Here is a 19,121-nt window from a genome sequence, read left to right as displayed (position 1 = left end):
CGGCGGTGAAGATCCCCAATGTCGACAACCCGATCCGCAACATGAGCGGAGGCCAGCGGCAATGCGTGTCGATCGCGCGCACGGCGGCCTTTGCCTCGAAGCTCGTGATCATGGACGAACCGACGGCGGCCTTGGGCGTGCAGGAAACCGCGCAGGTGGAAAACATCATCCGCGGCCTGAAGGACCGCGGCATCCCGATGATCCTGATCTCCCACAACCTGCGCCAGGTCTTCGACCTCGTCGACCGCATCGTCGTCTTCCGCCGCGGCCGCATCGTCGCCTCCCTGCGCAAGGACGAAACCGACGGCAACGACATCGTCAGCTACATCACTGGCGTAAAGGGAACCGAAGCCGCGTAACGGGGGGGGCAGAGACCAGAGATCGGCCCCGGCGCGGCGGTGAAGCGGTTTGCCGTCACGCCGGAGCGATTTCCACCCCCCGCGGCCATTTTGCTGTTTCGCTGGCCGCGCCCGCCCGCTATAGGACGCACGGTTTTTCCAAACGCAAGGATATGCCATGGCCAATGTCGTCGTCGTCGGAGCCCAATGGGGCGACGAGGGGAAGGGAAAGATCGTTGACTGGCTCTCGGAGCGGGCCGATGTCATCGCCCGCTTTCAGGGCGGCCACAACGCCGGCCACACGCTGGTCATCGATGGCAAGGTCTACAAGCTGTCGCTCCTGCCCTCGGGCATTGTACGCGGTGGCAAGCTGAGTGTCATCGGCAATGGCGTGGTGGTGGACCCCTGGCACCTGGTGACCGAGATTGAAAAGCTGCGCGCGCAGGGCGTGGAGATCACCCCGGAAAACCTGATCCTTGCAGAAAACGCCTCGCTGATCCTGCCGATCCACGGCGAGCTGGACCGGGGCCGCGAGGCGCAGACCGGGGTGGCCAAGATCGGCACCACCGGGCGCGGCATCGGTCCGGCCTATGAAGACAAGGTCGGCCGCCGCGCGATCCGCGTCGCCGACATCTTCGACGAGGCGACGCTGGACACCCGGATCGGCCGGCTCTTGACCCATCACAACGCGCTGCGCGCCGGCCTTGGGCTGGAGCCGGTGGATGCGGCTGCCTTGAAGGCGCAGATCCTTGAAATTGCGCCGAAGATCTGGCCCTACGCCGGCCCGGTCTGGAAAGTGCTGACCGAGGCCCGCCGTGCCGGCAAGCGCATCCTGTTCGAAGGCGCGCAAGGCGCGCTGCTGGATATCGACTTCGGCACCTATCCTTTCGTCACCTCCTCGAACGTCATCGCCGGGCAGGCGGCGACGGGCGTGGGCCTTGGCCCGACTGCGATCGACTTCGTGCTGGGGATCGTCAAGGCCTATACCACCCGCGTCGGCGAGGGTCCGTTCCCGGCCGAACTCCACGATGCCGACGGCGAGCGTCTGGGCGAGCGCGGCCATGAATTCGGCACCGTGACGGGGCGCAAGCGCCGCTGCGGCTGGTTCGATGCGGTGCTGGTGCGCCAGACCTGCGCCACCTCGGGCGTCTCGGGCATCGCGTTGACCAAGCTGGACGTGCTGGACGGCTTCAAGACGCTGAAGATCTGCGTCGGCTATGAACTGGACGGCAAGCGGATGGACTATCTGCCCACCGCCGCCGACCAGCAGGCACGCTGCACGCCGATCTATGAAGAGATGGAAGGCTGGTCGGAAACCACCGCCGGCGCGCGCAGCTGGGCGGATCTGCCGGGCGCGGCGATCAAATATGTCCGCCGCATCGAGGAGTTGATCCAGTGCCCGGTGGCGCTGCTCTCCACCTCGCCCGAGCGTGACGACACCATCCTCGTCACCGATCCCTTCGCGGATTGATCCAACCCGCCAACTCCTCGTCGTCTGCGACGCTCGTCGTGGGCCTCGAGGAGAAAGCGAAGCTGCACGACGAGGGAGAGGGTGATGGCGCTCGGATACAAGGCCCGCAAACGGCTGTCGCTCCTGATCCTTCTGGTCGGTATGCCGGCCTATGTCGTTCTGGCGGTGACGGTGATGACCTGGCTGCCGCGCCTGCCGCTCTGGGCCGAGGTGCCGGTCTACATCCTGCTCGGGGTGGCATGGATCCTGCCGTTCAAGGCGGTGTTCAAGGGCGTCGGCCAGCCCGACCCCGACCGGCCCGAAGACGAATGACACAGGCGGGTCAAGCCCCCGGTGCGATACCGTGGGGCGACCCGCCTGCAATAAGGCCCGGGTGGCAGACCCGGCCTTGATTTCAGCGACCTGAGCTTCAGCCGACCTGCTTGCGCGCCTCGGCCAGATAGGGCGAGCGGTCGGTCAGCGCGAACATGCCGCGCTTGACCTTGGCGATCCGACCCTGCCGCAACAGCGTGCCGAAGCCGCGCAGGTAATCTTCCCGCGCGGTCGAGGATTGGCCCGGCAGGCCGGCGATCTGGCGCATGACCAGCGGGCGCGAGAATTCGGGGCGCTGCAGCACCTCGGCGCAATAGACCGCAGCGGCTTCGAGCAGGTCGGGCAGGGCGGTGGCGCCCAGCTGATCGGCGAAATCCTGAAAGCTGGTGGCTTCGGCAAAGACGTTCTCGGCCTCTTCCGGGGCGAGGAAGTCATCGGAGTCGAGGTCATCCTGATCGATTTCCTGCATCAGGGGCCGGGCCGTGGCTTCGGTGGCAACCAGGGTTTCCGCGGCCGCCGACGCGGTGCCGGTACGCCGCGGACGCACTGGCATGACCACGCGCGGGCCACCGCCCGCCGGGGTTGCCTCGGCCGCCGTCGCGGGGTGGCGGTCAATGCGTTGGGCGGAGACCAGAACCAGCGGCGTCGGGCGTTGGCCGGCCTCGCCCTTGATCGGTTCGGGGCGCGGCGTATTGCCTTCGGACACCGGCCGGCGCGGGCGCACCACGCGGTCCAGATCGTTGCGATAGGCCTCCATGCGGCTCATTTCGCTGTCCGCATCATCATGCGCGCCGCGGTCGGCGACTGTCACGGCAACCGCGGCCTTGAGATGGGCAATCGTCGACTGCCGGCGGCGGGTTTCCTGATCGCCCATTTCGGAATTTGCGTGCGCCATCAGGCGGTTGACGGCTTCGTCCTCGGCCGGAACTTCGATGTGGCGGCGCAGGTCGGCGACGGGTTCGACTGTCTCGGCTTCGGCAATCTGATCGACATCTGCGATCACTGGCGCGGAGGGGCCTGCGACGGGGTCAGGCCCGGCGATGTCGTCCAGTTCGGCTTCAAGCGCGGCCAGTTCGGCTTGCAGCGCGGCTTCGGCTTCGTCGGAGAGCGCCGAGGCCGGACCGGTGGCGGCACTGTCGGCCGGGGTCTCTGCCACGGGGGCCTCTACCACGGGCTCGACGCGGCGGATGCGGATGACCCGCGCCCGCGCCCGCTGCGCCTTGGCGGCCGTCTCTGTCGCGATTTCCGAGGCCACCTCTGCGACGGCGGGCAAGACGACTGCAGATTCGACCGCGGTTTCCGGTTCAATATGATCGACCGATTCGATCAGAATCGGGTCAGCTTCCGAGACTTCCTCGTTCAGAATCTGTTCCAGATCAGCCGGTTCGTCCGCCACGTCCGGCTCCAGCCCGGACAGGCGCGTGAGCAGCTCTTCCTCGTCAAAAGCGGTGTCGGTCTCGTCCAGCATCCCCGCATCGGCCAGATCATCCGCAAGGAACTCGACAGGCTCGACCGCCGGAATGGCGAAGGCGGCGGTTTCGTTCCCGGCCGGAAGCTGGTCGGTGTCCAGATCTTCGGCAATGCTGGCCAGCAGCGCCTCGTCGTCGACCAGCGCTGCGAAGGCGGGCGCGACGGTTTCCGGCGCGGGGGCTTCCTCGGCAACCGCGAGCGCGGTCAGCTCGAAATCCTCGGCATCGGGCAGCTCGGCGAATTCTTCCGACAGATCGGCGGCAACCACGGGTTCGGCGGCGCTTTCGACAACCGGGCCAGAGACATGTTCCGCCTCGTCGAGAATGCTTTCGATCTGATCTGGAATTTCGATCAGCGTGGCATCGGAAGCGGCCGCCGGGGCGAGATCTTCGGCGTGTTCATCTTCGCTATAGGTCTCGGCAAAGGCGGTGGTCGGGGTGAAGGGCGCGGTCTCGGCCAAAGTCGGGGTGGCCAACTCCGGCGTGGGCAGGTCGGCCTGCACGGTCACGATCGGCATGGTCTGGGGGGCAGGCGCGGCCGTCTGGCTGGCATGGCGGGCGCGAATGCGTTGCAGGCGGGCGGCGACGCCTTCGGCGGCGCTGTCGGCCTCGGCCAGGGTGGGCGCCACCGGGGCAGGGGCCGCGGGGGCAGGCAGTCCTTCGGGGGCTGCGGTTTCGCCGGCCCGCAGGATCACGCCGTTGTCCTGGATCTTGGCCTCAACCCGGCGCTGGATCTCGCGCTCGGCGATCCGGTGCAGCATGGCGGCATCGGGGGTCGGCGGTTCGGCCCCGAAATAGCGGTCGCCGGCAGCCAGATCGCGGAAATATTCCGCGATGGCCTTCATCGTGTTGAACGGGTCGTCAAACCCCTCCAGAGTGCAGGAGAAGGTGCCATAGGAAACGGTTAGAATCTTGCTGGCCCCTGTCATCGGACACTCGCTTTCTGCAATACTCGTTTCAGGCAAGTTGCCCGCGCTCCTGCTCGAATCCGTGGACAGATCGGGGTAATTTGAAGGATTGATTGTGTCCGCAGAACGGGGTCTTTGCCGCAATTGGAAGAGTTGGAAGAACAGTATCGGCATGAATCACCCTATTGTCGAATCTTTGGATGGAATCACGCTGGTCGGGGGCGGACCGGTCTCGGCGCGGCAGCTTGCCCGTGCCATGACGCTTGCGCCAAGGCTGGTGGCGGCGGATGGCGCGGCGGACCGGCTGTTGCGGCTGGGACTTTTGCCCGAGACGGTCATCGGCGACATGGATTCGATCACGCCCGCGGCGCAGGCGCGGCTGGCGGACCGGCTGTTTCCGATCCCCGAACAGGCGACCACCGACTTTGACAAGTGCCTGCGGTCGATCTCGGCCCCCTTCGTGCTGGGGCTGGGCTTTGCCGGGGCGCGGATGGATCACGGCCTTGCGGTGCTGAGCGGTCTGATCCAGCAGCCTGACCAGCGCTGCCTGATCCTTGGCCCGCGCGATGTGACCTTCCTGTGCCCGCCCGAACTGGCGCTGGACCTGACCTATGGCACCCGGTTGTCGCTGTTTCCGATGGGGCGGGTTTCCGGCGAAAGCGAGGGCCTGCGCTGGCCGATCCGCGGGCTCGACTTTGCCCCCGATGGCCAGATCGGCACCTCGAACCAGGTCACGGGGCCGGTGCGGCTGCGCTTTGACGCGCCAAGGATGCTGGTGATCCTGCCGGTCAGATGTCTGGCGGCAGTTCTGCGCGGGTTTGGGCTGCGGTGATGCGCTCGCGGTGGATGATATAGAGCCCCGAGGCCACGATCACCGCGATGCCGGTGAAAGTCAGCGCATTCGGGAAATCGCCGAAAACGACATAGCCCAGAAAGACCGCCGTGATGATTTCGAGGTAGTGGATCGGTGCCAGCGTCGAGGCGGGGGCGAACTTGAGCGCCACCGTCATGCACATATGCGCCGCCGCCGCCCAGAACCCGACGCCGAACAGCCACAGCCAGGCCCAGCCCTCGGGCATTACCGGGTCCAGTGTCGGCCAGTGGAAGCTGTCGGCCAGCGCCACGATCGGCAGGCAGATCGCCGCGCCGACGATGGAGGTGTGCAATTGCTGCATCACCGGCGACACGCCCACCGCCATGGCGCGCGTCACCAGCATGTAGCCGGCAAAGGCGAAGGCCGAGATCAGCGGGAACAGCGCGACAAGGCCGAAGGCGGCAAGCGAGGGCTGGATCACCAGCAGGCAGCCAAGGAAGCCGACGACCGAGGCGATGATCCGGCGCGGCCCGATATGGTCGCCGAAGATCAGGTGGCCAAGCATCAGCAGGATGAACGGCTCGACAAAGACGATGGCCAGCGCATCGGCGATCGGCATCACCTGCACCCCGGCGACAAAGCCATAGGTCGAGGCGATCAGGAACACCGCCCGCAGCGTCAGAAGGCCCGCCTGCCGGCGCGTCACCCGCCACGACAGCCCCATGAGCAGCGCCACCGGCACCATCAGCGCGCCCTGCACCAGAAACCGCGCCGCGGTGATCTGGCCGACAGGAATCGTCGCGGTTGCGAGTTTGGAGGCGGTGTCGAGGAGCGGGGCCAGCACGCAGAAGGCAAGCATCAGCGCGATGCCGGTCAGGGTGCGGTCTTGGGCAAAGGAACTGGTCATGCCGCTTGCTACCGGCTTGGCCCGCACGAAAACCGTCTGAAAGCGACCTCGGCCTGCACCCGGCCCGGACCCGGCTGGCCCGGTCTGCGGGCTTGACCGAAAAGGGGGGCTGACGCATGCTCATCTGCATATCACTGCATGAATGATTGCCGGCAATTCCTTGACTTCGCTTCTGCCACGCCATCAGGCCGCGGCAGCCTTTCCAGAACATGCGGGCCAGGGGCGAAAGACCCCGGCCGGATTGCAGACCAATGGGGGACGACATGGCCGTAGTTACCGGGACGGATGCCTCGCAGAGCCTGACGGGCACCGATCTTGCCGACACGATTTCGGCGCTGGCGGGGGACGATACGCTGCTGGGCCTTCTCGGGGCCGACAGCCTTGTGGCCGGGCTGGGCGATGATCTCGTCTATGGCGGGTCGGACAATGACACGATGCTCGGGGGCGAGGGCGACGATATCCTGCACGGCGGGTCGGGCGATGACCGGCTCGATGGCGGGGCGGGGGATGACTTCCTCTACGCCGGGTCGGGCAATGACACGCTGTCTGGCGGGCTGGGGGCGGATGCCTTCTTCGGCGGCTCGGGCGTCGATCTTGTCAGCTATGCCACGGCGACCACGGGCGTCACGCTGGACCTGACCGACCCGAGCCTGTCGACCGGGGACGCGCTGGGCGACAGGTTCGATGCGATCGAACGCTTTGCCCTTGGGGCCTTTGCCGATGTGTTCCGCGGTGCGGGGTTCGCCGAAACTGTCGACGGCGCGGGCGGGCGCGATCAGCTCTTTGGGGGCGCGGGCAATGACAGCCTGTCGGGCGGCGCCGGCAATGACCTCTTGATCGGTGGGGCGGGGGCCGACACCCTGGTCGGTGGAGGCGGTATTGACCGGGTGTCCTATGCCCAGTCCGCGTCGCCCATTCTTCTGTTCACCTCTGCCCCGCTCGCTTCGACCGGCGATGCGCTGGGCGACCGGTTTTCCGGGATCGAGGACTTCCTGCTGACCGCCGGCAATGACACGCTGTTCGGGGGCTTCGCGCCGATCCGGGTCTTCGGCGGCGAGGGGCGCGACCAGATCACCAGCGGGGCGGGCGACGACCTGTTGCAGGGCGACGGCGGCATTGACTCGCTGTTCGGCGGGGACGGCAACGATACGCTGATTGGCGGCGCGGGCCATGACAGCCTGACCGGTGGCGCGGGCAACGACCGGCTGGAATCGACGAATGAGGCGGGCGGTTCGCCTGCGCTCCTGTCCGGCGAGAGTACCCTGTATGGCGGGCTGGGGCACGACACCTTGCTTGGTGGCAACGTCGCCGATCTGCTGGATGGCGCCGATGGCAATGATGCGCTTTTCGGCAATGACGGGCGCGACAGATTGACTGGCGGGGCCGGCGTGGACCGGCTGTTCGGCGGGGCGGGCAATGATACGCTGATCGGCGGGGCCGGGGGCGACACCATCAACGGCGGCGCGGGCAATGACACGCTGAGCTTTGAGGAGGCGCTGGTGTTCAATGCCTCGACCGGAGTTCACACCGGCGAGGCGCTGGGCGACGTGATTTCCGACATCGAGGTGCTGCTCTTCAACATGGGCGGCACCTATGTTGGCGGCGCGACGTCGCGCATCATCGACTTCATCAACGAGGGCTATTTCATCAACGGCAGCGGCGCCGAAACCGTCATCGGCAGCACCCTGACCACAGCGGATTACACGGGCGGTGGCGCGGTCACGCTGGAGGGGGGCGATGGGGTTCTGGACGGCAGCGGCGCAGCGGCAGGCGACAGGCTGTTCGATATCGCCGTGGTGAACCTCTCGGCCTTTGCCGACAGGATCGTCGCCAACAGCGATCCGACCCTGAGCGGCATCACCGGTGGCAGCGGCGCCGACACGATCAGCGTCAGCGACATGAGCATTTCCATTGCTGCCGGGCAGGGCGCGGACCTTGTCATAGCAACGGTGTTCGATGCCGTAATCCAACTGGACGACGGCAATGACAATGCGACCGTCTCTTTCATGGGCGGCTCGGCGATCGTCTACGGTGGCGCTGGCGATGACACGATCCACCAGAACACGGGTCTGGATTTCGGTCAGATCTTCGGCGGCACCGGCGCCGACAACATCAGCGCCGATGTGCTGGATTTTGGTTGCGAACTCTACGGCGGGGACAACGACGACATCATCAGCATCGACACCTCAGGTAGCACGGGCATTGGCATGGGCGGCGGCTATGGCGGCAGCGGTGATGACTTCATGACGGGCTTGGGTCTGCACATCACGATGTATGGCGAAGCGGGCAGTGACGACTTGCACCTGACCGGCAGCGGCATGATCGACGGCGGCGATGGCCATGACACGCTGACCTATACCGCCTCGGCCAATTTCCCCGGAATCGCGTCGATCGCCGATACGTTCGGCACCATCGACGCCGGCACCGGCGATGATACGGTGATCTCCAGCGGCATCAACATGTCGATCCTGCTGGGCGATGGCAATGACAGTCTGGACCACACGGTTCTTGTGACCGGGTTCACCTCCGAGTCAATCTTCGGCGGCGGCGGAAACGATGTCATCCAGATTTCCGCGAGCTTCGTGGAAAACCTGTTGGGCTCCACCACGCCACTGCGCATCAATGCCGGAACCGGCAACGATACGATCACCGGGGTTGTCTACGAGGTGGTGGAGACGCTGGAGGTCGTGGTCGAGCATTTCGTGTTCAACGCTGACTGGGGCAGCGACCGGATCAGCAATTTCGACGACGGGCACGATCTGCTGGTGTTTTCCGGCACGGCGGGCAGCGGTCTTGGGGCGTTCGGCGATCTGGTGGTCTCGAGCCATGCCGAGGGGACATTGGTCAGCTTCAACGAGATTGCCTCGATCCTGCTGGTCGGGCTTGACGTCGCGGATTTCGACGCCGGCGACATCCTGTTCCAGAATTGACGCGCCGGGGCCGTGCGCAGGCATGCGTGGCGCGGAGAGGTCGATTGCCACAACCGGCCGCCGTGCCGGCAGTCCTGGCTTGCGGGGTCAGCGCGGGAATTCAAGAAATGACAGGTTCCGGGGCGATGCCGTAGAGTTCCCGAATTGGACTCACTTTCACATTGGGGGCAATGACAATGGCAACTTTTACAGGAAGCACGGATGACGACACGCTGACCGGCACAGATGACGCCGACACGATCACGGGAGATGCAGGCAATGACAGCCTGTCTGGTCTCGGCGGCGCCGATTTCATTGACGGCGGATCAGGCAATGACACGATCTATGGCGGCGGCGGCAATGACGTGATCATTGACGGTCCGGGGCTTGACCTGCTTTTCGGCGGCAGCGGCATTGATACATTCCAGCGCGACTGGGGCAGCCTGCCGGCCAACACCTTCCGGCTGGACCTGAACCTTGTCCTTGGGATTCAGGGCGCGCTTGGCGGCGACCCAAATGATGTCGACCGGTTCTCCGGCATCGAGAATTACACCTGTTTCGGCTTCATCGGCGGCCGGTTTACCGGCAGTGACGTGGCCAATGTCTTTCGAACCGACAAGGGAACCGACACGATCTATGGCAATGACGGCGATGACCAGCTCTATGCCGGCGCGGCGCGCGACAGGCTATATGGCGGCGACGGCGATGACCTGCTGTCGGGCGGTGCCGACCGCGACATCTTGCGCGGCGGCGCGGGCGATGATCAGTTTCATTTCATCGCGCCCACCCATGGGGCCGACCGCATCTATGATTTTTCCTCGCAGACCAATGGCAACAACGATTCGCTGCACTTTCTTGCGGCGAATTTCGGCGGGTTGCCCTTGGGCCAGCTGGCCCCGGGGCGATTTATCGCCCGCGAGGACAACAGGGCGCAAGACCTGAACGACCGCTTCATCTACAATGTCAGTTCCGGCATGTTGTGGTTCGATCGCAACGGCAGCCTTGACGGCGGAGTGCGGCTGATCGCCGACCTGCAGGACGGCGCCACGCTCACCCATGCGGACATCTTCATGGTCTGACGGCTGGCTTCAGCAGTTCGGCACGTTCACCGCAAGGCCGCCCAGCGAGGTTTCCTTGTACTTCTCGTGCATGTCATGGCCGGTCTGGCGCATGGTCTCGATGCAGGCGTCAAGGCTGACCAGATGCACCCCGTCGCCGCGCAGGGCAAGGCTGGCGGCAGAAACCGCCTTGATCGCGCCAAGGCCGTTGCGCTCGATGCAGGGCACCTGCACCAGCCCCTTCACCGGGTCGCAGGTCATGCCGAGATGATGTTCCAGCGCGATTTCGGCGGCGTTTTCCACCTGCATCGCCGTACCGCCCAACACTGCGCAAAGCCCCGCCGCTGACATAGCTGCAGCCGAGCCCACTTCGGCCTGACAGCCACATTCGGCGCCCGAAATCGAGGCATTGTGCTTGCACAGGCCCCCGACGGCGGCGGCAGTCAGCAGGAAATCCCCCACCTTCGCCGCGCTGGCCCCCGGCACATGGTCCAGCCAGTAGCGGATCGTCGCCGGCAGCACCCCCGCCGCGCCATTGGTCGGCGCCGTGACGACCTGCCCGCCGGCGGCGTTCTCCTCGTTCACCGCCATGGCATAAAGACTCATCCAGTCGTTGATGGTGTGCGGCGCGGTCATGTTCAGCCCGCGTTCGGCCATCAGCGCATCATGGATGCCCTTGGCGCGGCGGCGCACCTTCAGCCCGCCCGGCAGGATGCCATCGGTCGCCATCCCGCGCGAGATGCAGTTGTTCATCACCTCCCACAGCCGGGCGAGGCCCTTGTCAATCTCGGCCTTCGTGCGGAACTTCAGCTCATTGGCCAGTTTCATCTGGGCAACCGTCAGGCCGGACTTCGCCGCCATCTCCAGCATTTCCGCCGCCGTTTCAAACGGATAGGGCACATCGGCCCGCGCCTTGGCCTTGGCGCCGCCGGCGTCGGACAATTCACCCGCCGTCAGCACGAAGCCGCCGCCGATGGAATAGTAGGTCTCCTCCATGATGATGTCGCCCTGCGCGTCGGTGGCCTTCAGGATCATGCCATTGGCATGGCCGGGCAGGGCAGGGCCATAATCGAAGGTGAGATCCTTCTTCGGATCAAAGGCCAGCGGCGGCAGGCCGGGCACGGCAATCTGATGCGTCCTTTCGATCAGCGCCAGCGCCGCTTCCGCCTTTTCCGCGTCATAGCTCGCCGGCTCGAACCCGGCAAGGCCAAGGATCGTCGCCCGATCGGTGGCATGGCCCACCCCGGTAAAGGCCAGCGAGCCATGCAGCGAGGCGCGCAGCCCGTGGAACTGGAACGGGCTGGCGCGCATCTTGTCCAGAAACCGCGCCGCCGCCACCATCGGCCCCATGGTATGCGAGGAAGACGGGCCGACGCCCACCTTGAACATGTCGAAGACGGAAAGGAACATCTGGGGTCTCTCAGGCTAGGGGGGCGGTGAAGGGGGTCGGGCCAAGACCCTCATCCTCGGCGATGGCTTCGGTGGCGTGCTGACCTTCCAGCATGGTCAGGACCTTGTAAAGTGCCGGATAATCGGCGGCGTTGATCTGCAGCGGATGTTCGGCGCCGAATCCGCCCAGCCAGTGCATCAGCATGGCGACATAGTAGCCAAGGATCGTCGGCCGGTCCGGCGACAGCCAGCCGGGATTCGCGGTGGCGGCACCATCCAGCAGCGCCAGAAACCGCTTCATCTTCGGCAGGGCATGGGCCAGCACCTGCGGCACGCACTCCGGCCCGGCCGTGCGCTCGGGGTAGAAAAGCTGCAGCAGCGTGGTGTGGGCGTTGGTCGAGGTGAAGAACAGCCATTTCAGGAAATCGCCGCGATCCGGCGCGTCGGGCGCCGGGGCAAGGCCCGGATGGCGGTCGGACAGGTAAAGCAGGATGGCCGCCGTCTCGAACATCGTGCCGTCGGGGGTTTCCAGCGCCGGAATGAGGCCAAGCGGCTGCAGGGCGCGATAGGCGGGGCTGGACAGCGCCCCGCCCTCGCGGTCGATCAGCTCGCAGCGATGCTGCACGCCCAGTTCGGCCAGAACCATGCGCACCGCCAGCGAGGCAGTGTCGGGGTAATAGTGCAGAACATACATCGCGCGCGCTCCTTTCAGCCCACTATGGCAGGGATGCGCTGCTTTGGCAGGCAAAAAGCGACATTCCGGGGGCAGGGACGGCGTCGGACCTTAACGCTTTGTCAGGGGAAACCGGCCAAGACTGGGAACGCAATGCGAACGGAGGCGGCCATGCGGGTCGGGTTGGTCTGGGTTTTGCTGTGGTTTGCCGGCCCCTTGTGGTTTGCCGGTCCCCTGTCGGCGGGCGGGCTGTCGGAGGCGGTGTTGAAACAGGTTCAGGCCGATCCGGAGCCCTTTCTCGAGCTTGCCGCCGCGCTGATCCACGGATTTGGCGGGCCGCAGGGGCTTGATGCCGCCGGGGTCGACCGCTTTGTCGCGCTGGAACGGGCCGAAGCGCGGGCCAGCGCCCTGCGCCGGGTGCAGGTGGCCGATCTTGATTTTGACGGCGGGGTGACGGCCGATGAAATGGGCGTTCTGGTCGCGGCCGCCTCGGCCAAGGCGCGCGGCCGGCTTTGGGCGCTGTTCGAGGCCGCCGATGCCAACACCGACCGCGCGCTCAGCGCCGACGAGACTGCGCTTTGGGGCCGGGCCGAAGCCCTGCGCAGCTTCTCGCCCGCCGATGAGGCGATTGCCCGCGCCGTGCTGACCTTTGACGGCAATGCCGATGGCTGGGTAACGCTGGAGGAGGTCAGGGCGGCGGTCGCCGCACTGGCCACCTGAGATCAGCTGCCGAAGGTCAGCCGCCCAGACCGAAGAAATCCCACAGGAGTTTCAGGTTCAGCCCCACGATCGCCGCCGCAATCCCCCATGCAACCGCCCCAAGCCAGACCGGCGCCACCATCTCGCCCATCCGGCGGCGCGAGGTGGTGAAGACCACCAGCGGCACGACTGCAAAGGACAGTTGCAGCGACAGCACCACCTGCGTCAGGATCAGCAGCCGCCCGGTGCCCTCGCTGCCATAAAGGATGGTCACGGCCGCCGCCGGGACGATGGCAATGGCACGGGTGCTCAGGCGGCGCAGCCATGGCGGCAGCCGCAGCCGCAGGAAGCCCTCCATCACCGCCTGTCCTGCCAGCGTGGCGGTGACGGTGGAATTCAGCCCGCAGGCCAGCAGCGCCACCGCAAACAGCATCGGCGCCACCGCCGCCCCCATCAACGGCCCCAGCATCTGATGCGCCTCGTCCAGCTCGGCCACTTCGCCGATGCCGCCGGCATGGAAGGTCGCCGCGGCGACGATGAGGATCGAGGCATTGATGAGCAGCGCGAACATCAGCGCCACTGTGCTGTCGATGGTGGCAAACCGCAGCGCCTGCCGCTTTTCGCGCAGCGTATGGCCATAGGCCCGGGTCTGCACGATGGCCGAATGCAGATAAAGATTGTGCGGCATCACCGTCGCGCCAAGGATCCCGAGCGCGAGATACAGCATCTCGGGGTTCTTCACGATCTCGACCGTCGGCGCAAAGCCAAGGATCACCGCGCCCCAGTCGGGATCGGCCAGCGCGATCTGCACCCCGAAGGACAGCGCGATGACACCCAGAAGCGCGATGACAAAGGCCTCAAGCCAGCGGAAGCCCTTCTTCTGCAGGTAAAGGATCAGGAACACATCCAGCGCCGTGATGATGACGCCCAGTTCCAGCGGAATGCCGAAGAGCAGGTTCAGCCCGATCGCCGTGCCGATCACCTCGGCGATGTCGGTGGCGATGATGGCAATCTCGGCCAGAAGCCACAGCGGATAGGCGACCCAGGGCGCAAAGGCATCGCGGCAAGCCTGCGCCAGATCGCGCCCCGAGGCGATGGCGAGCCGCGCCGTCAGCGATTGCAGCACGATGGCCATGATGTTCGACACCAGCGCCACCACCAGAAGCGTATAGCCGAATTTCGACCCGCCCGCGATCGAGGTCGCCCAGTTGCCGGGGTCCATATAGCCCACCGCGACCAGATAGCCGGGGCCAAGAAAGGCGGCAAAGCGCCTGAACCCGCCGCCCTGCACCGCAATCGACCGGCTCACTTCGGCCAGCGCCGCCTCGCCGCGCACGCCGCGCCACTGGCCAAGGCTGAAAGTCTCATGTCTGGCCATGGATTTTCCCGGAATTTCCTGCAATTAAGAATTATTCGCAAAATAGACGGCGCCGCCCGTCTGTCAAGCGACAAGAAATCCCCTCGCGGGCCGGGCGGCGAAGCCCTATAAAGCCCGCGCGCGCCCCAGGAAGGAATCTGCCATGCCCGCCGATCTCTCGCCCATCGACAAGGCCAAGTTCGTCGCCGCCAAGCGCGCGGTGGAATTTGTCGAGGATGGCATGAAGCTGGGGCTCGGCACCGGATCGACCGCCGCCTGGATGGTGCGCTGTCTGGCCGAACGGATCAAGGAAGAAGGCCTGCGCGTCGTCGGCGTGCCGACCTCGACGCGCACTGCCGAACTGGCCCGCCAGCTTGGCGTGCCGGTCACCAGCCTTGACGATGCCAAATGGCTTGATCTCACCATCGACGGCGCCGACGAATTCGACGCCAACCTCGCGCTCATCAAGGGCGGCGGCGCGGCGCTGTTGCAGGAAAAGATCGTGGCCACCGCCTCGGACCAGATGATCGTCATCACCGATGCGGCCAAGGAAGTGGCGCAGCTTGGCGCCTTCCCGCTGCCGGTCGAGATCATCCCCTTCGGCTGGCAGACCACCAAGGCGCTGATCGAGGAAATGCTGGTCGGCGTCGACGTTCTCGACCGCGACGTGACGCTGCGGATGAATGGCGACAAGCCCTTGCTGACCGACGAGGCCAATTACATCGTTGACCTGCATCTGAAACGCATCGGCAATCCGCGCCAGCTGTCGCTGGTGCTGAACCAGATCCCCGGTGTGGTGGAGAACGGCCTGTTCATCGACATCTGCGATATCGTCATCATCGGCTATGGCGATGGCCGGGTGCAGGTGCGCGACATCAACGCCGGCACGCAGACCGACGACCGCATCCACTTCGCCCCCACCGACAACATCTTCGCCGATCTCGGCGACTGATTTCATCTGTTCCCAAATATCCCGGGGGGCCGGGGGCTGGCCCCCGGTCCGCCGCCAAGAAAGGGCGCGACCATGACCCAGTTCGACTATGATCTCTTCGTCATCGGTGGCGGCTCGGGCGGGGTGCGGGCGGCGCGCATTGCGGCGGCCGAGGGCGGGGCAAAGGTCGGTCTGGCCGAGGAATCCCGCATGGGCGGCACCTGCGTCATCCGGGGTTGCGTGCCGAAAAAGCTGATGGTCTTTGCCTCCGAGTTTCCCGGCCAGATCGAGGACGCCCGCGCTTATGGCTGGGAGGTGCAGAACCACGGTTTCGACTGGGTCCGGTTCCGCACCGCGCTCGAGACTGAACTCACCCGGCTGGAAAACGCCTACCGCTCCACGCTGAAGACCGCCGGTGTGACGATCCACGACACGCGCGCCACCGTGGTCGACGCCCATACCGTCCAGCTTGCCACCGGCGCGCGTTTTACCACCCGGCACATCCTGATCGCCACTGGCGGCCGGCCCTTCGTGCCCGAGGTGCCCGGCGCCGAGCTGGCCGTCACCTCGAACGAGATGTTCCACCTGCCGGCCCTGCCGAACCGGGCGCTGGTGGTGGGCGGCGGTTATATCGCCTCGGAATTTTCCTGCATCCTCAACGGGCTGGGCGTCAAGACCACGCAATATTACCGCGGCGCCCAGATCCTGCGCGGCTTTGACGACGAGGCGCGCGGCCATGTCTCGAACGCCATGCAGGCCGCCGGCATTGCCGTGCATTGCGGCACCGACGTACTGCGGCTGGAAAAGACCCAAGGCGGCATCCGGGCCGTGGCCACGGACGGCTCCGAGCGCGAGTTCGACCTTGTGCTTTACGCCACCGGCCGCAAGCCGAACAGCGCCGGGCTGGGGCTGGAGGCGCTGGGCGTCGCGTTTGGCCGCAACGGCGAGATCAAGGTCTCCGACTGGTCGCAAACTGCCGTGCCCTCGATCCATGCCGTCGGCGATGTCACCGACCGGGTGAACCTGACCCCGGTCGCCATCCGCGAGGGCCATGCCTTTGCCGACACCCTGTTCCGCGGCGTGCCGACGAAGTTCGAGCATCTCAACATCGCCTCGGCGGTCTTTACCCAGCCCGAGCTTGGCACCATCGGCCTGACCGAGGAACAGGCCCGCGCGCAGGGGCCGACCGAGGTCTATGTCGCCGCCTTCCGCCCGATGAAGACGCTGTTCGCCGGCCGTCAGGACCGGGTGCTGATGAAGCTTCTGGTCAGTGTCGAAACCCGCAAGGTTCTGGGCTGCCATATCGTCGGCGAGGGCGCGGGCGAGATGATCCAGCTTGTCGCCATCGCCATCGGCATGGGGGCGACCAAGGAGGATTTCGACCGCACTGTCGCCGTGCATCCGACCATGGCCGAGGAACTGGTGACGATGCGCAAGCCGGCGCGCATCGTCTGACACCCGGCGGCAGGGCGGCAAAGCCAATTCGCGGCTTGATTTCCCGTGCCATCCGCCCCAAGTCAGAGGGAACGGAAATGCAAGTGAGGTTTTCTCGATGGCGGGTGGCGGTGGGCCCTGGGGTGGCGGCGGCAATCAGGATGGTGACGGGCGCGAGAACAAGGACGAAGGCCGCAAGGGCGGCCCGCGCCGTCCCGGAGAAGGCCCGCAGATCCCCGAGATCGACGAGCTGGTCCGCAAGGGGCAGGAACAGCTGCGCGTGCTGATGGGCGGTGGCCGGGGCGGCGGTCGCCCGCCGTCGCAGGCCGGCGGGCCGGGGCCGAACCTCTTTTCGCGACAGGGCCTTGTGCTGGGCGCCTTCGCCGCCGTGGCGCTTTGGGGCTACATGTCCTTCTACACCGTCAAGCCCGAAGAACAGTCGGTCGAGCTGTTCCTTGGCGAATTCAGCGCTGTCGGCAATCCGGGCCTGAACTTCGCCCCCTGGCCGCTGGTGCAGGCCGAAATCGTGCAGGTCACGGGCGAGCGCACCACCGAAGTCGGCTCGGGCGCTGGCGGCGAGATGGACACCGGCCTCATGCTGACCCGCGACCAGAACATCGTGGACATGGAATTCCAGGTCGTCTGGAACATCGAGGATCCGGCCAAGTATCTGTTCAACCTTGCCGATCCGAATGACACCATCAAGGCGGTGTCGGAAAGCGCCATGCGCGACATCATCGCGCGCAGCGAACTGGCGCCGGTCTTGAACCGCGACCGCGGCCGGATTGCGACCGATCTTCTGGCTGCCGTGCAAGGCACGCTGGATACCTATGATGCCGGCATCAACATCGTGCGGGTGAACCTTGCCAAGGCCGACCCCCCCCGCGAGGTGATCGACGCCTTCCGCGAAGTGCAGGCCGCCCAGCAGGAACGCGACCGGCTGGAGAAAGAGGCCGATGCCTATGCCAACAAGGTGACGGCCGGCGCCCGCGGCCAGGCTGCCCAGCTTCTGGAAGAGGCCGAGGCCTACCGCGCCCAGGTGGTGAACAACGCCCAGGGCGAGGCCAGCCGCTTCCTTGCGGTCTACAATGAATATGTGAAGGCCCCGGATGTGACGCGCAAGCGCATGTATCTGGAAACCATGGAGAAAGTTCTCGGTGGCATGAACAAGGTGATCCTTGACGGCGTCGACGGACAAAGCGGTCAGGGCGTCGTGCCCTTCCTGCCGCTGAACGAGCTTGGCCGCATGTCCACAGGGGCCGCCGCCACCGAGGGGACCAACTGATGCGCGCTGTCTATATCCTTCCCGCCCTCTTCGTCGCCGGCGTCGTGGCGCTGTCCTCGGTCTATATCGTCGATGAACGCAAGCAGGCCCTTGTGCTGCAATTCGGTCAGGTGAAACAGGTGGTCGAAGAGCCGGGTCTCGGCTTCAAGCTGCCCTTCATCCAGGAGGTCGTCAGCTATGAGGACCGCATCCTTGGCCTGCCGACCCAACCGATCGAAGTCACCCCCGCCGACGACCGCCGTCTGGTGGTCGATGCCTTCGCCCGCTGGCGCATCACCGATCTGGTGAAGTTCCGGCAGGCGGTGGGCGCAGGCGGCGAGGAGGTCGCCCGCCAGCGCCTTGACCGCATCATCAACGCCGCGATCCGCGAGATCATGGGCGGCGTGCCGTCGACCGCCGTGTTGTCCGAGGACCGCACCGCGCTGATGAACCGCATCCGCGACATTGCGCGCCGCGAATCCGGCTCTCTCGGGGTCGAGGTGATCGACGTCCGCCTGACCCGGACCGACCTGCCGGAGCAGAACCTTGAGGCGACCTTCGCCCGCATGCGGGCCGAGCGTCAGCGCGAGGCGGCCGACGAGATTGCCCGCGGCAACGAGGCGGCGCAGCGCGTGCGGGCGGCAGCGGACCGCGAGCAGGTGGAAGTCACCTCCGAGGCGCGCAAGAACGCCGAGATCGTCCGCGGCGAGGCCGACGCGCAGCGCAACGCGATCTACGCCGAAGCCTTCGGCCGCGACCCCGAGTTCTTCGCCTTCACCCGCTCGCTGACCTCTTACGAACGCGCCATGCAATCGGGCAATTCCTCGATCGTGCTGTCGCCGAATTCCGAGTTCTTCGACTACATGAACGGCGTCACCGCGCCTGTGGCGCCGGAAGTTCCTGCGGCGGGGCAATGACCCTGCTGCTGCTGGGCCTTGGTCTGGTGCTCGTGATCGAGGGGCTGGTGCTTGCACTGGCCCCTTTGCGCATGGAGGACATGCTGCGGCTCTTGGCGGGCCTGTCGCAAGACCAGCGCCGCGTGATGGGATTGCTGGCCGTTGCGGTCGGGACCGGCCTTGTGCTGCTGGCGCGCTACCTTGGCGCTTGATGCCGGCCGGCGCGGCGTGACATGATTTTCACAACCGATTGAGCAGCCGCGAGCGGGATTGCATTGCATGTGCGGCTCAT

At 66.0% G+C, this 19,121-nt stretch carries 17 protein-coding genes; 12 read left to right on the top strand and 5 right to left on the bottom strand.

Features of this window, described 5'->3' with window-relative positions; genetic code table 11:
- The 3 genes from G4Z14_RS04110 to G4Z14_RS04100 all read left to right on the top strand — a co-directional run.
- Nucleotides 1–359: ATP-binding cassette domain-containing protein (locus tag G4Z14_RS04110; protein WP_164623464.1), on the top strand; the 359-nt coding region annotated here is incomplete at its 5' end.
- Nucleotides 360–516: 157 nt separating this feature from the next.
- On the top strand, nucleotides 517–1,809 hold the full coding sequence (locus G4Z14_RS04105) for an adenylosuccinate synthase (RefSeq protein ID WP_164623463.1): 1,293 nt from the start codon (nucleotides 517–519) through the stop codon (nucleotides 1,807–1,809).
- Nucleotides 1,810–1,893: 84 nt separating this feature from the next.
- The gene (locus G4Z14_RS04100) at nucleotides 1,894–2,121 is read left to right on the top strand and encodes a DUF2842 domain-containing protein (protein WP_164623462.1); all 228 of its coding nucleotides are present in this window, start codon (nucleotides 1,894–1,896) and stop codon (nucleotides 2,119–2,121) included.
- 97 nt (nucleotides 2,122–2,218) lie between these two features.
- On the opposite strand, the gene G4Z14_RS04095 is transcribed toward G4Z14_RS04100, so the two are convergent.
- Nucleotides 2,219–4,519: a hypothetical protein gene (locus tag G4Z14_RS04095; protein ID WP_164623461.1), complete on the bottom strand. Its 2,301-nt coding sequence runs from the start codon at nucleotides 4,517–4,519 to the stop codon at nucleotides 2,219–2,221.
- Between the two features lie 151 nt (nucleotides 4,520–4,670).
- Between G4Z14_RS04095 and G4Z14_RS04090 the strand changes: the two genes are divergently transcribed.
- Complete coding sequence (locus G4Z14_RS04090) at nucleotides 4,671–5,330, top strand: thiamine diphosphokinase (protein WP_164623460.1); 660 nt, start codon at nucleotides 4,671–4,673, stop codon at nucleotides 5,328–5,330.
- Here the strand turns inward: G4Z14_RS04090 and G4Z14_RS04085 are convergent.
- Nucleotides 5,287–6,219 (bottom strand): DMT family transporter, encoded by a 933-nt coding sequence (locus G4Z14_RS04085; protein WP_164623459.1) that lies wholly within the window; start codon nucleotides 6,217–6,219, stop codon nucleotides 5,287–5,289. The two genes, G4Z14_RS04090 and G4Z14_RS04085, sit on opposite strands and share 44 nt — an antisense overlap.
- Nucleotides 6,220–6,482: 263 nt before the next feature.
- Between G4Z14_RS04085 and G4Z14_RS04080 the strand changes: the two genes are divergently transcribed.
- Both G4Z14_RS04080 and G4Z14_RS04075 read left to right on the top strand, forming a co-directional pair.
- Nucleotides 6,483–9,149: a calcium-binding protein gene (locus G4Z14_RS04080; RefSeq protein ID WP_164623458.1), complete on the top strand. Its 2,667-nt coding sequence runs from the start codon at nucleotides 6,483–6,485 to the stop codon at nucleotides 9,147–9,149.
- Between the two features lie 176 nt (nucleotides 9,150–9,325).
- Nucleotides 9,326–10,207, top strand: a complete 882-nt coding sequence (locus tag G4Z14_RS04075) for a calcium-binding protein (RefSeq protein ID WP_164623457.1) — start codon at nucleotides 9,326–9,328, stop codon at nucleotides 10,205–10,207.
- Nucleotides 10,208–10,216: 9 nt separating this feature from the next.
- Here the strand turns inward: G4Z14_RS04075 and G4Z14_RS04070 are convergent, their stop codons facing one another.
- Together G4Z14_RS04070 and G4Z14_RS04065 are read right to left on the bottom strand one after the other, a co-directional pair.
- On the bottom strand, nucleotides 10,217–11,596 hold the full coding sequence (locus G4Z14_RS04070; protein WP_164623456.1) for an L-serine ammonia-lyase: 1,380 nt from the start codon (nucleotides 11,594–11,596) through the stop codon (nucleotides 10,217–10,219).
- Nucleotides 11,597–11,606: 10 nt separating this feature from the next.
- Nucleotides 11,607–12,269, bottom strand: coding sequence for a glutathione S-transferase family protein (locus tag G4Z14_RS04065; RefSeq protein ID WP_164623455.1), 663 nt, complete (start codon nucleotides 12,267–12,269; stop codon nucleotides 11,607–11,609).
- 150 nt (nucleotides 12,270–12,419) lie between these two features.
- On the opposite strand from G4Z14_RS04065, the gene G4Z14_RS04060 reads away from it, so the two are divergent.
- Nucleotides 12,420–12,968, top strand: coding sequence for an EF-hand domain-containing protein (locus tag G4Z14_RS04060; protein WP_164623454.1), 549 nt, complete (start codon nucleotides 12,420–12,422; stop codon nucleotides 12,966–12,968).
- Between the two features lie 16 nt (nucleotides 12,969–12,984).
- Here G4Z14_RS04060 and G4Z14_RS04055 read toward each other — a convergent pair whose 3' ends face one another.
- Nucleotides 12,985–14,325 carry an Nramp family divalent metal transporter gene (locus G4Z14_RS04055; RefSeq protein WP_164623453.1) on the bottom strand — a complete coding sequence of 447 codons (1,341 nt, stop codon included), beginning with the start codon at nucleotides 14,323–14,325 and terminating at the stop codon, nucleotides 12,985–12,987.
- A 142-nt stretch (nucleotides 14,326–14,467) separates the two neighbouring features.
- On the opposite strand from G4Z14_RS04055, the gene rpiA reads away from it, so the two are divergent.
- From rpiA to G4Z14_RS04030, 5 genes are all read left to right on the top strand, one after another.
- Nucleotides 14,468–15,256 carry a ribose-5-phosphate isomerase RpiA gene (gene rpiA, locus G4Z14_RS04050; protein WP_164623452.1) on the top strand — a complete coding sequence of 263 codons (789 nt, stop codon included), beginning with the start codon at nucleotides 14,468–14,470 and terminating at the stop codon, nucleotides 15,254–15,256.
- A 72-nt stretch (nucleotides 15,257–15,328) separates the two neighbouring features.
- On the top strand, nucleotides 15,329–16,690 hold the full coding sequence (gor, locus tag G4Z14_RS04045) for a glutathione-disulfide reductase (RefSeq protein ID WP_164623451.1): 1,362 nt from the start codon (nucleotides 15,329–15,331) through the stop codon (nucleotides 16,688–16,690).
- A gap of 97 nt (nucleotides 16,691–16,787) precedes the next feature.
- Nucleotides 16,788–17,954 (top strand): FtsH protease activity modulator HflK, encoded by a 1,167-nt coding sequence (gene hflK / locus G4Z14_RS04040; RefSeq protein ID WP_164623450.1) that lies wholly within the window; start codon nucleotides 16,788–16,790, stop codon nucleotides 17,952–17,954.
- Nucleotides 17,954–18,850: a protease modulator HflC gene (hflC, locus tag G4Z14_RS04035; protein WP_164623449.1), complete on the top strand. Its 897-nt coding sequence runs from the start codon at nucleotides 17,954–17,956 to the stop codon at nucleotides 18,848–18,850. Before hflK ends, hflC begins: the two co-directional genes overlap by 1 nt.
- On the top strand, nucleotides 18,847–19,041 hold the full coding sequence (locus tag G4Z14_RS04030) for a DUF2065 family protein (protein ID WP_164623448.1): 195 nt from the start codon (nucleotides 18,847–18,849) through the stop codon (nucleotides 19,039–19,041). Before hflC ends, G4Z14_RS04030 begins: the two co-directional genes overlap by 4 nt.
- Nucleotides 19,042–19,121 lie beyond the last annotated feature (80 nt).

Origin of the sequence: Tabrizicola oligotrophica, from assembly GCF_011008935.1 — a bacterium.
GTDB classification, from domain to species: domain Bacteria; phylum Pseudomonadota; class Alphaproteobacteria; order Rhodobacterales; family Rhodobacteraceae; genus Tabrizicola_A; species Tabrizicola_A oligotrophica.
Note: the sequence above shows the minus strand (reverse complement) of the source record. Positions and strands in the feature narration are given on the sequence as shown.

Excerpts from the sequence above, each read along its gene's own strand:
- G4Z14_RS04105 (WP_164623463.1), top strand. The coding sequence starts at position 517 with ATGGCCAATGTCGTCGTCGTCGGAGCCCAATGGGGCGACGAGGGGAAG.
- G4Z14_RS04100 (WP_164623462.1), top strand. The coding sequence starts at position 1,894 with ATGGCGCTCGGATACAAGGCCCGCAAACGGCTGTCGCTCCTGATCCTT.
- G4Z14_RS04095 (WP_164623461.1), bottom strand. The coding sequence starts at position 4,519 with ATGACAGGGGCCAGCAAGATTCTAACCGTTTCCTATGGCACCTTCTCC.
- G4Z14_RS04090 (WP_164623460.1), top strand. The coding sequence starts at position 4,671 with ATGAATCACCCTATTGTCGAATCTTTGGATGGAATCACGCTGGTCGGG.
- G4Z14_RS04085 (WP_164623459.1), bottom strand. The coding sequence starts at position 6,219 with ATGACCAGTTCCTTTGCCCAAGACCGCACCCTGACCGGCATCGCGCTG.
- G4Z14_RS04080 (WP_164623458.1), top strand. The coding sequence starts at position 6,483 with ATGGCCGTAGTTACCGGGACGGATGCCTCGCAGAGCCTGACGGGCACC.
- G4Z14_RS04075 (WP_164623457.1), top strand. The coding sequence starts at position 9,326 with ATGGCAACTTTTACAGGAAGCACGGATGACGACACGCTGACCGGCACA.
- G4Z14_RS04070 (WP_164623456.1), bottom strand. The coding sequence starts at position 11,596 with ATGTTCCTTTCCGTCTTCGACATGTTCAAGGTGGGCGTCGGCCCGTCT.
- G4Z14_RS04065 (WP_164623455.1), bottom strand. The coding sequence starts at position 12,269 with ATGTATGTTCTGCACTATTACCCCGACACTGCCTCGCTGGCGGTGCGC.
- G4Z14_RS04060 (WP_164623454.1), top strand. The coding sequence starts at position 12,420 with ATGCGGGTCGGGTTGGTCTGGGTTTTGCTGTGGTTTGCCGGCCCCTTG.
- G4Z14_RS04055 (WP_164623453.1), bottom strand. The coding sequence starts at position 14,325 with ATGGCCAGACATGAGACTTTCAGCCTTGGCCAGTGGCGCGGCGTGCGC.
- rpiA (WP_164623452.1), top strand. The coding sequence starts at position 14,468 with ATGCCCGCCGATCTCTCGCCCATCGACAAGGCCAAGTTCGTCGCCGCC.
- gor (WP_164623451.1), top strand. The coding sequence starts at position 15,329 with ATGACCCAGTTCGACTATGATCTCTTCGTCATCGGTGGCGGCTCGGGC.
- hflK (WP_164623450.1), top strand. The coding sequence starts at position 16,788 with ATGGCGGGTGGCGGTGGGCCCTGGGGTGGCGGCGGCAATCAGGATGGT.
- hflC (WP_164623449.1), top strand. The coding sequence starts at position 17,954 with ATGCGCGCTGTCTATATCCTTCCCGCCCTCTTCGTCGCCGGCGTCGTG.
- G4Z14_RS04030 (WP_164623448.1), top strand. The coding sequence starts at position 18,847 with ATGACCCTGCTGCTGCTGGGCCTTGGTCTGGTGCTCGTGATCGAGGGG.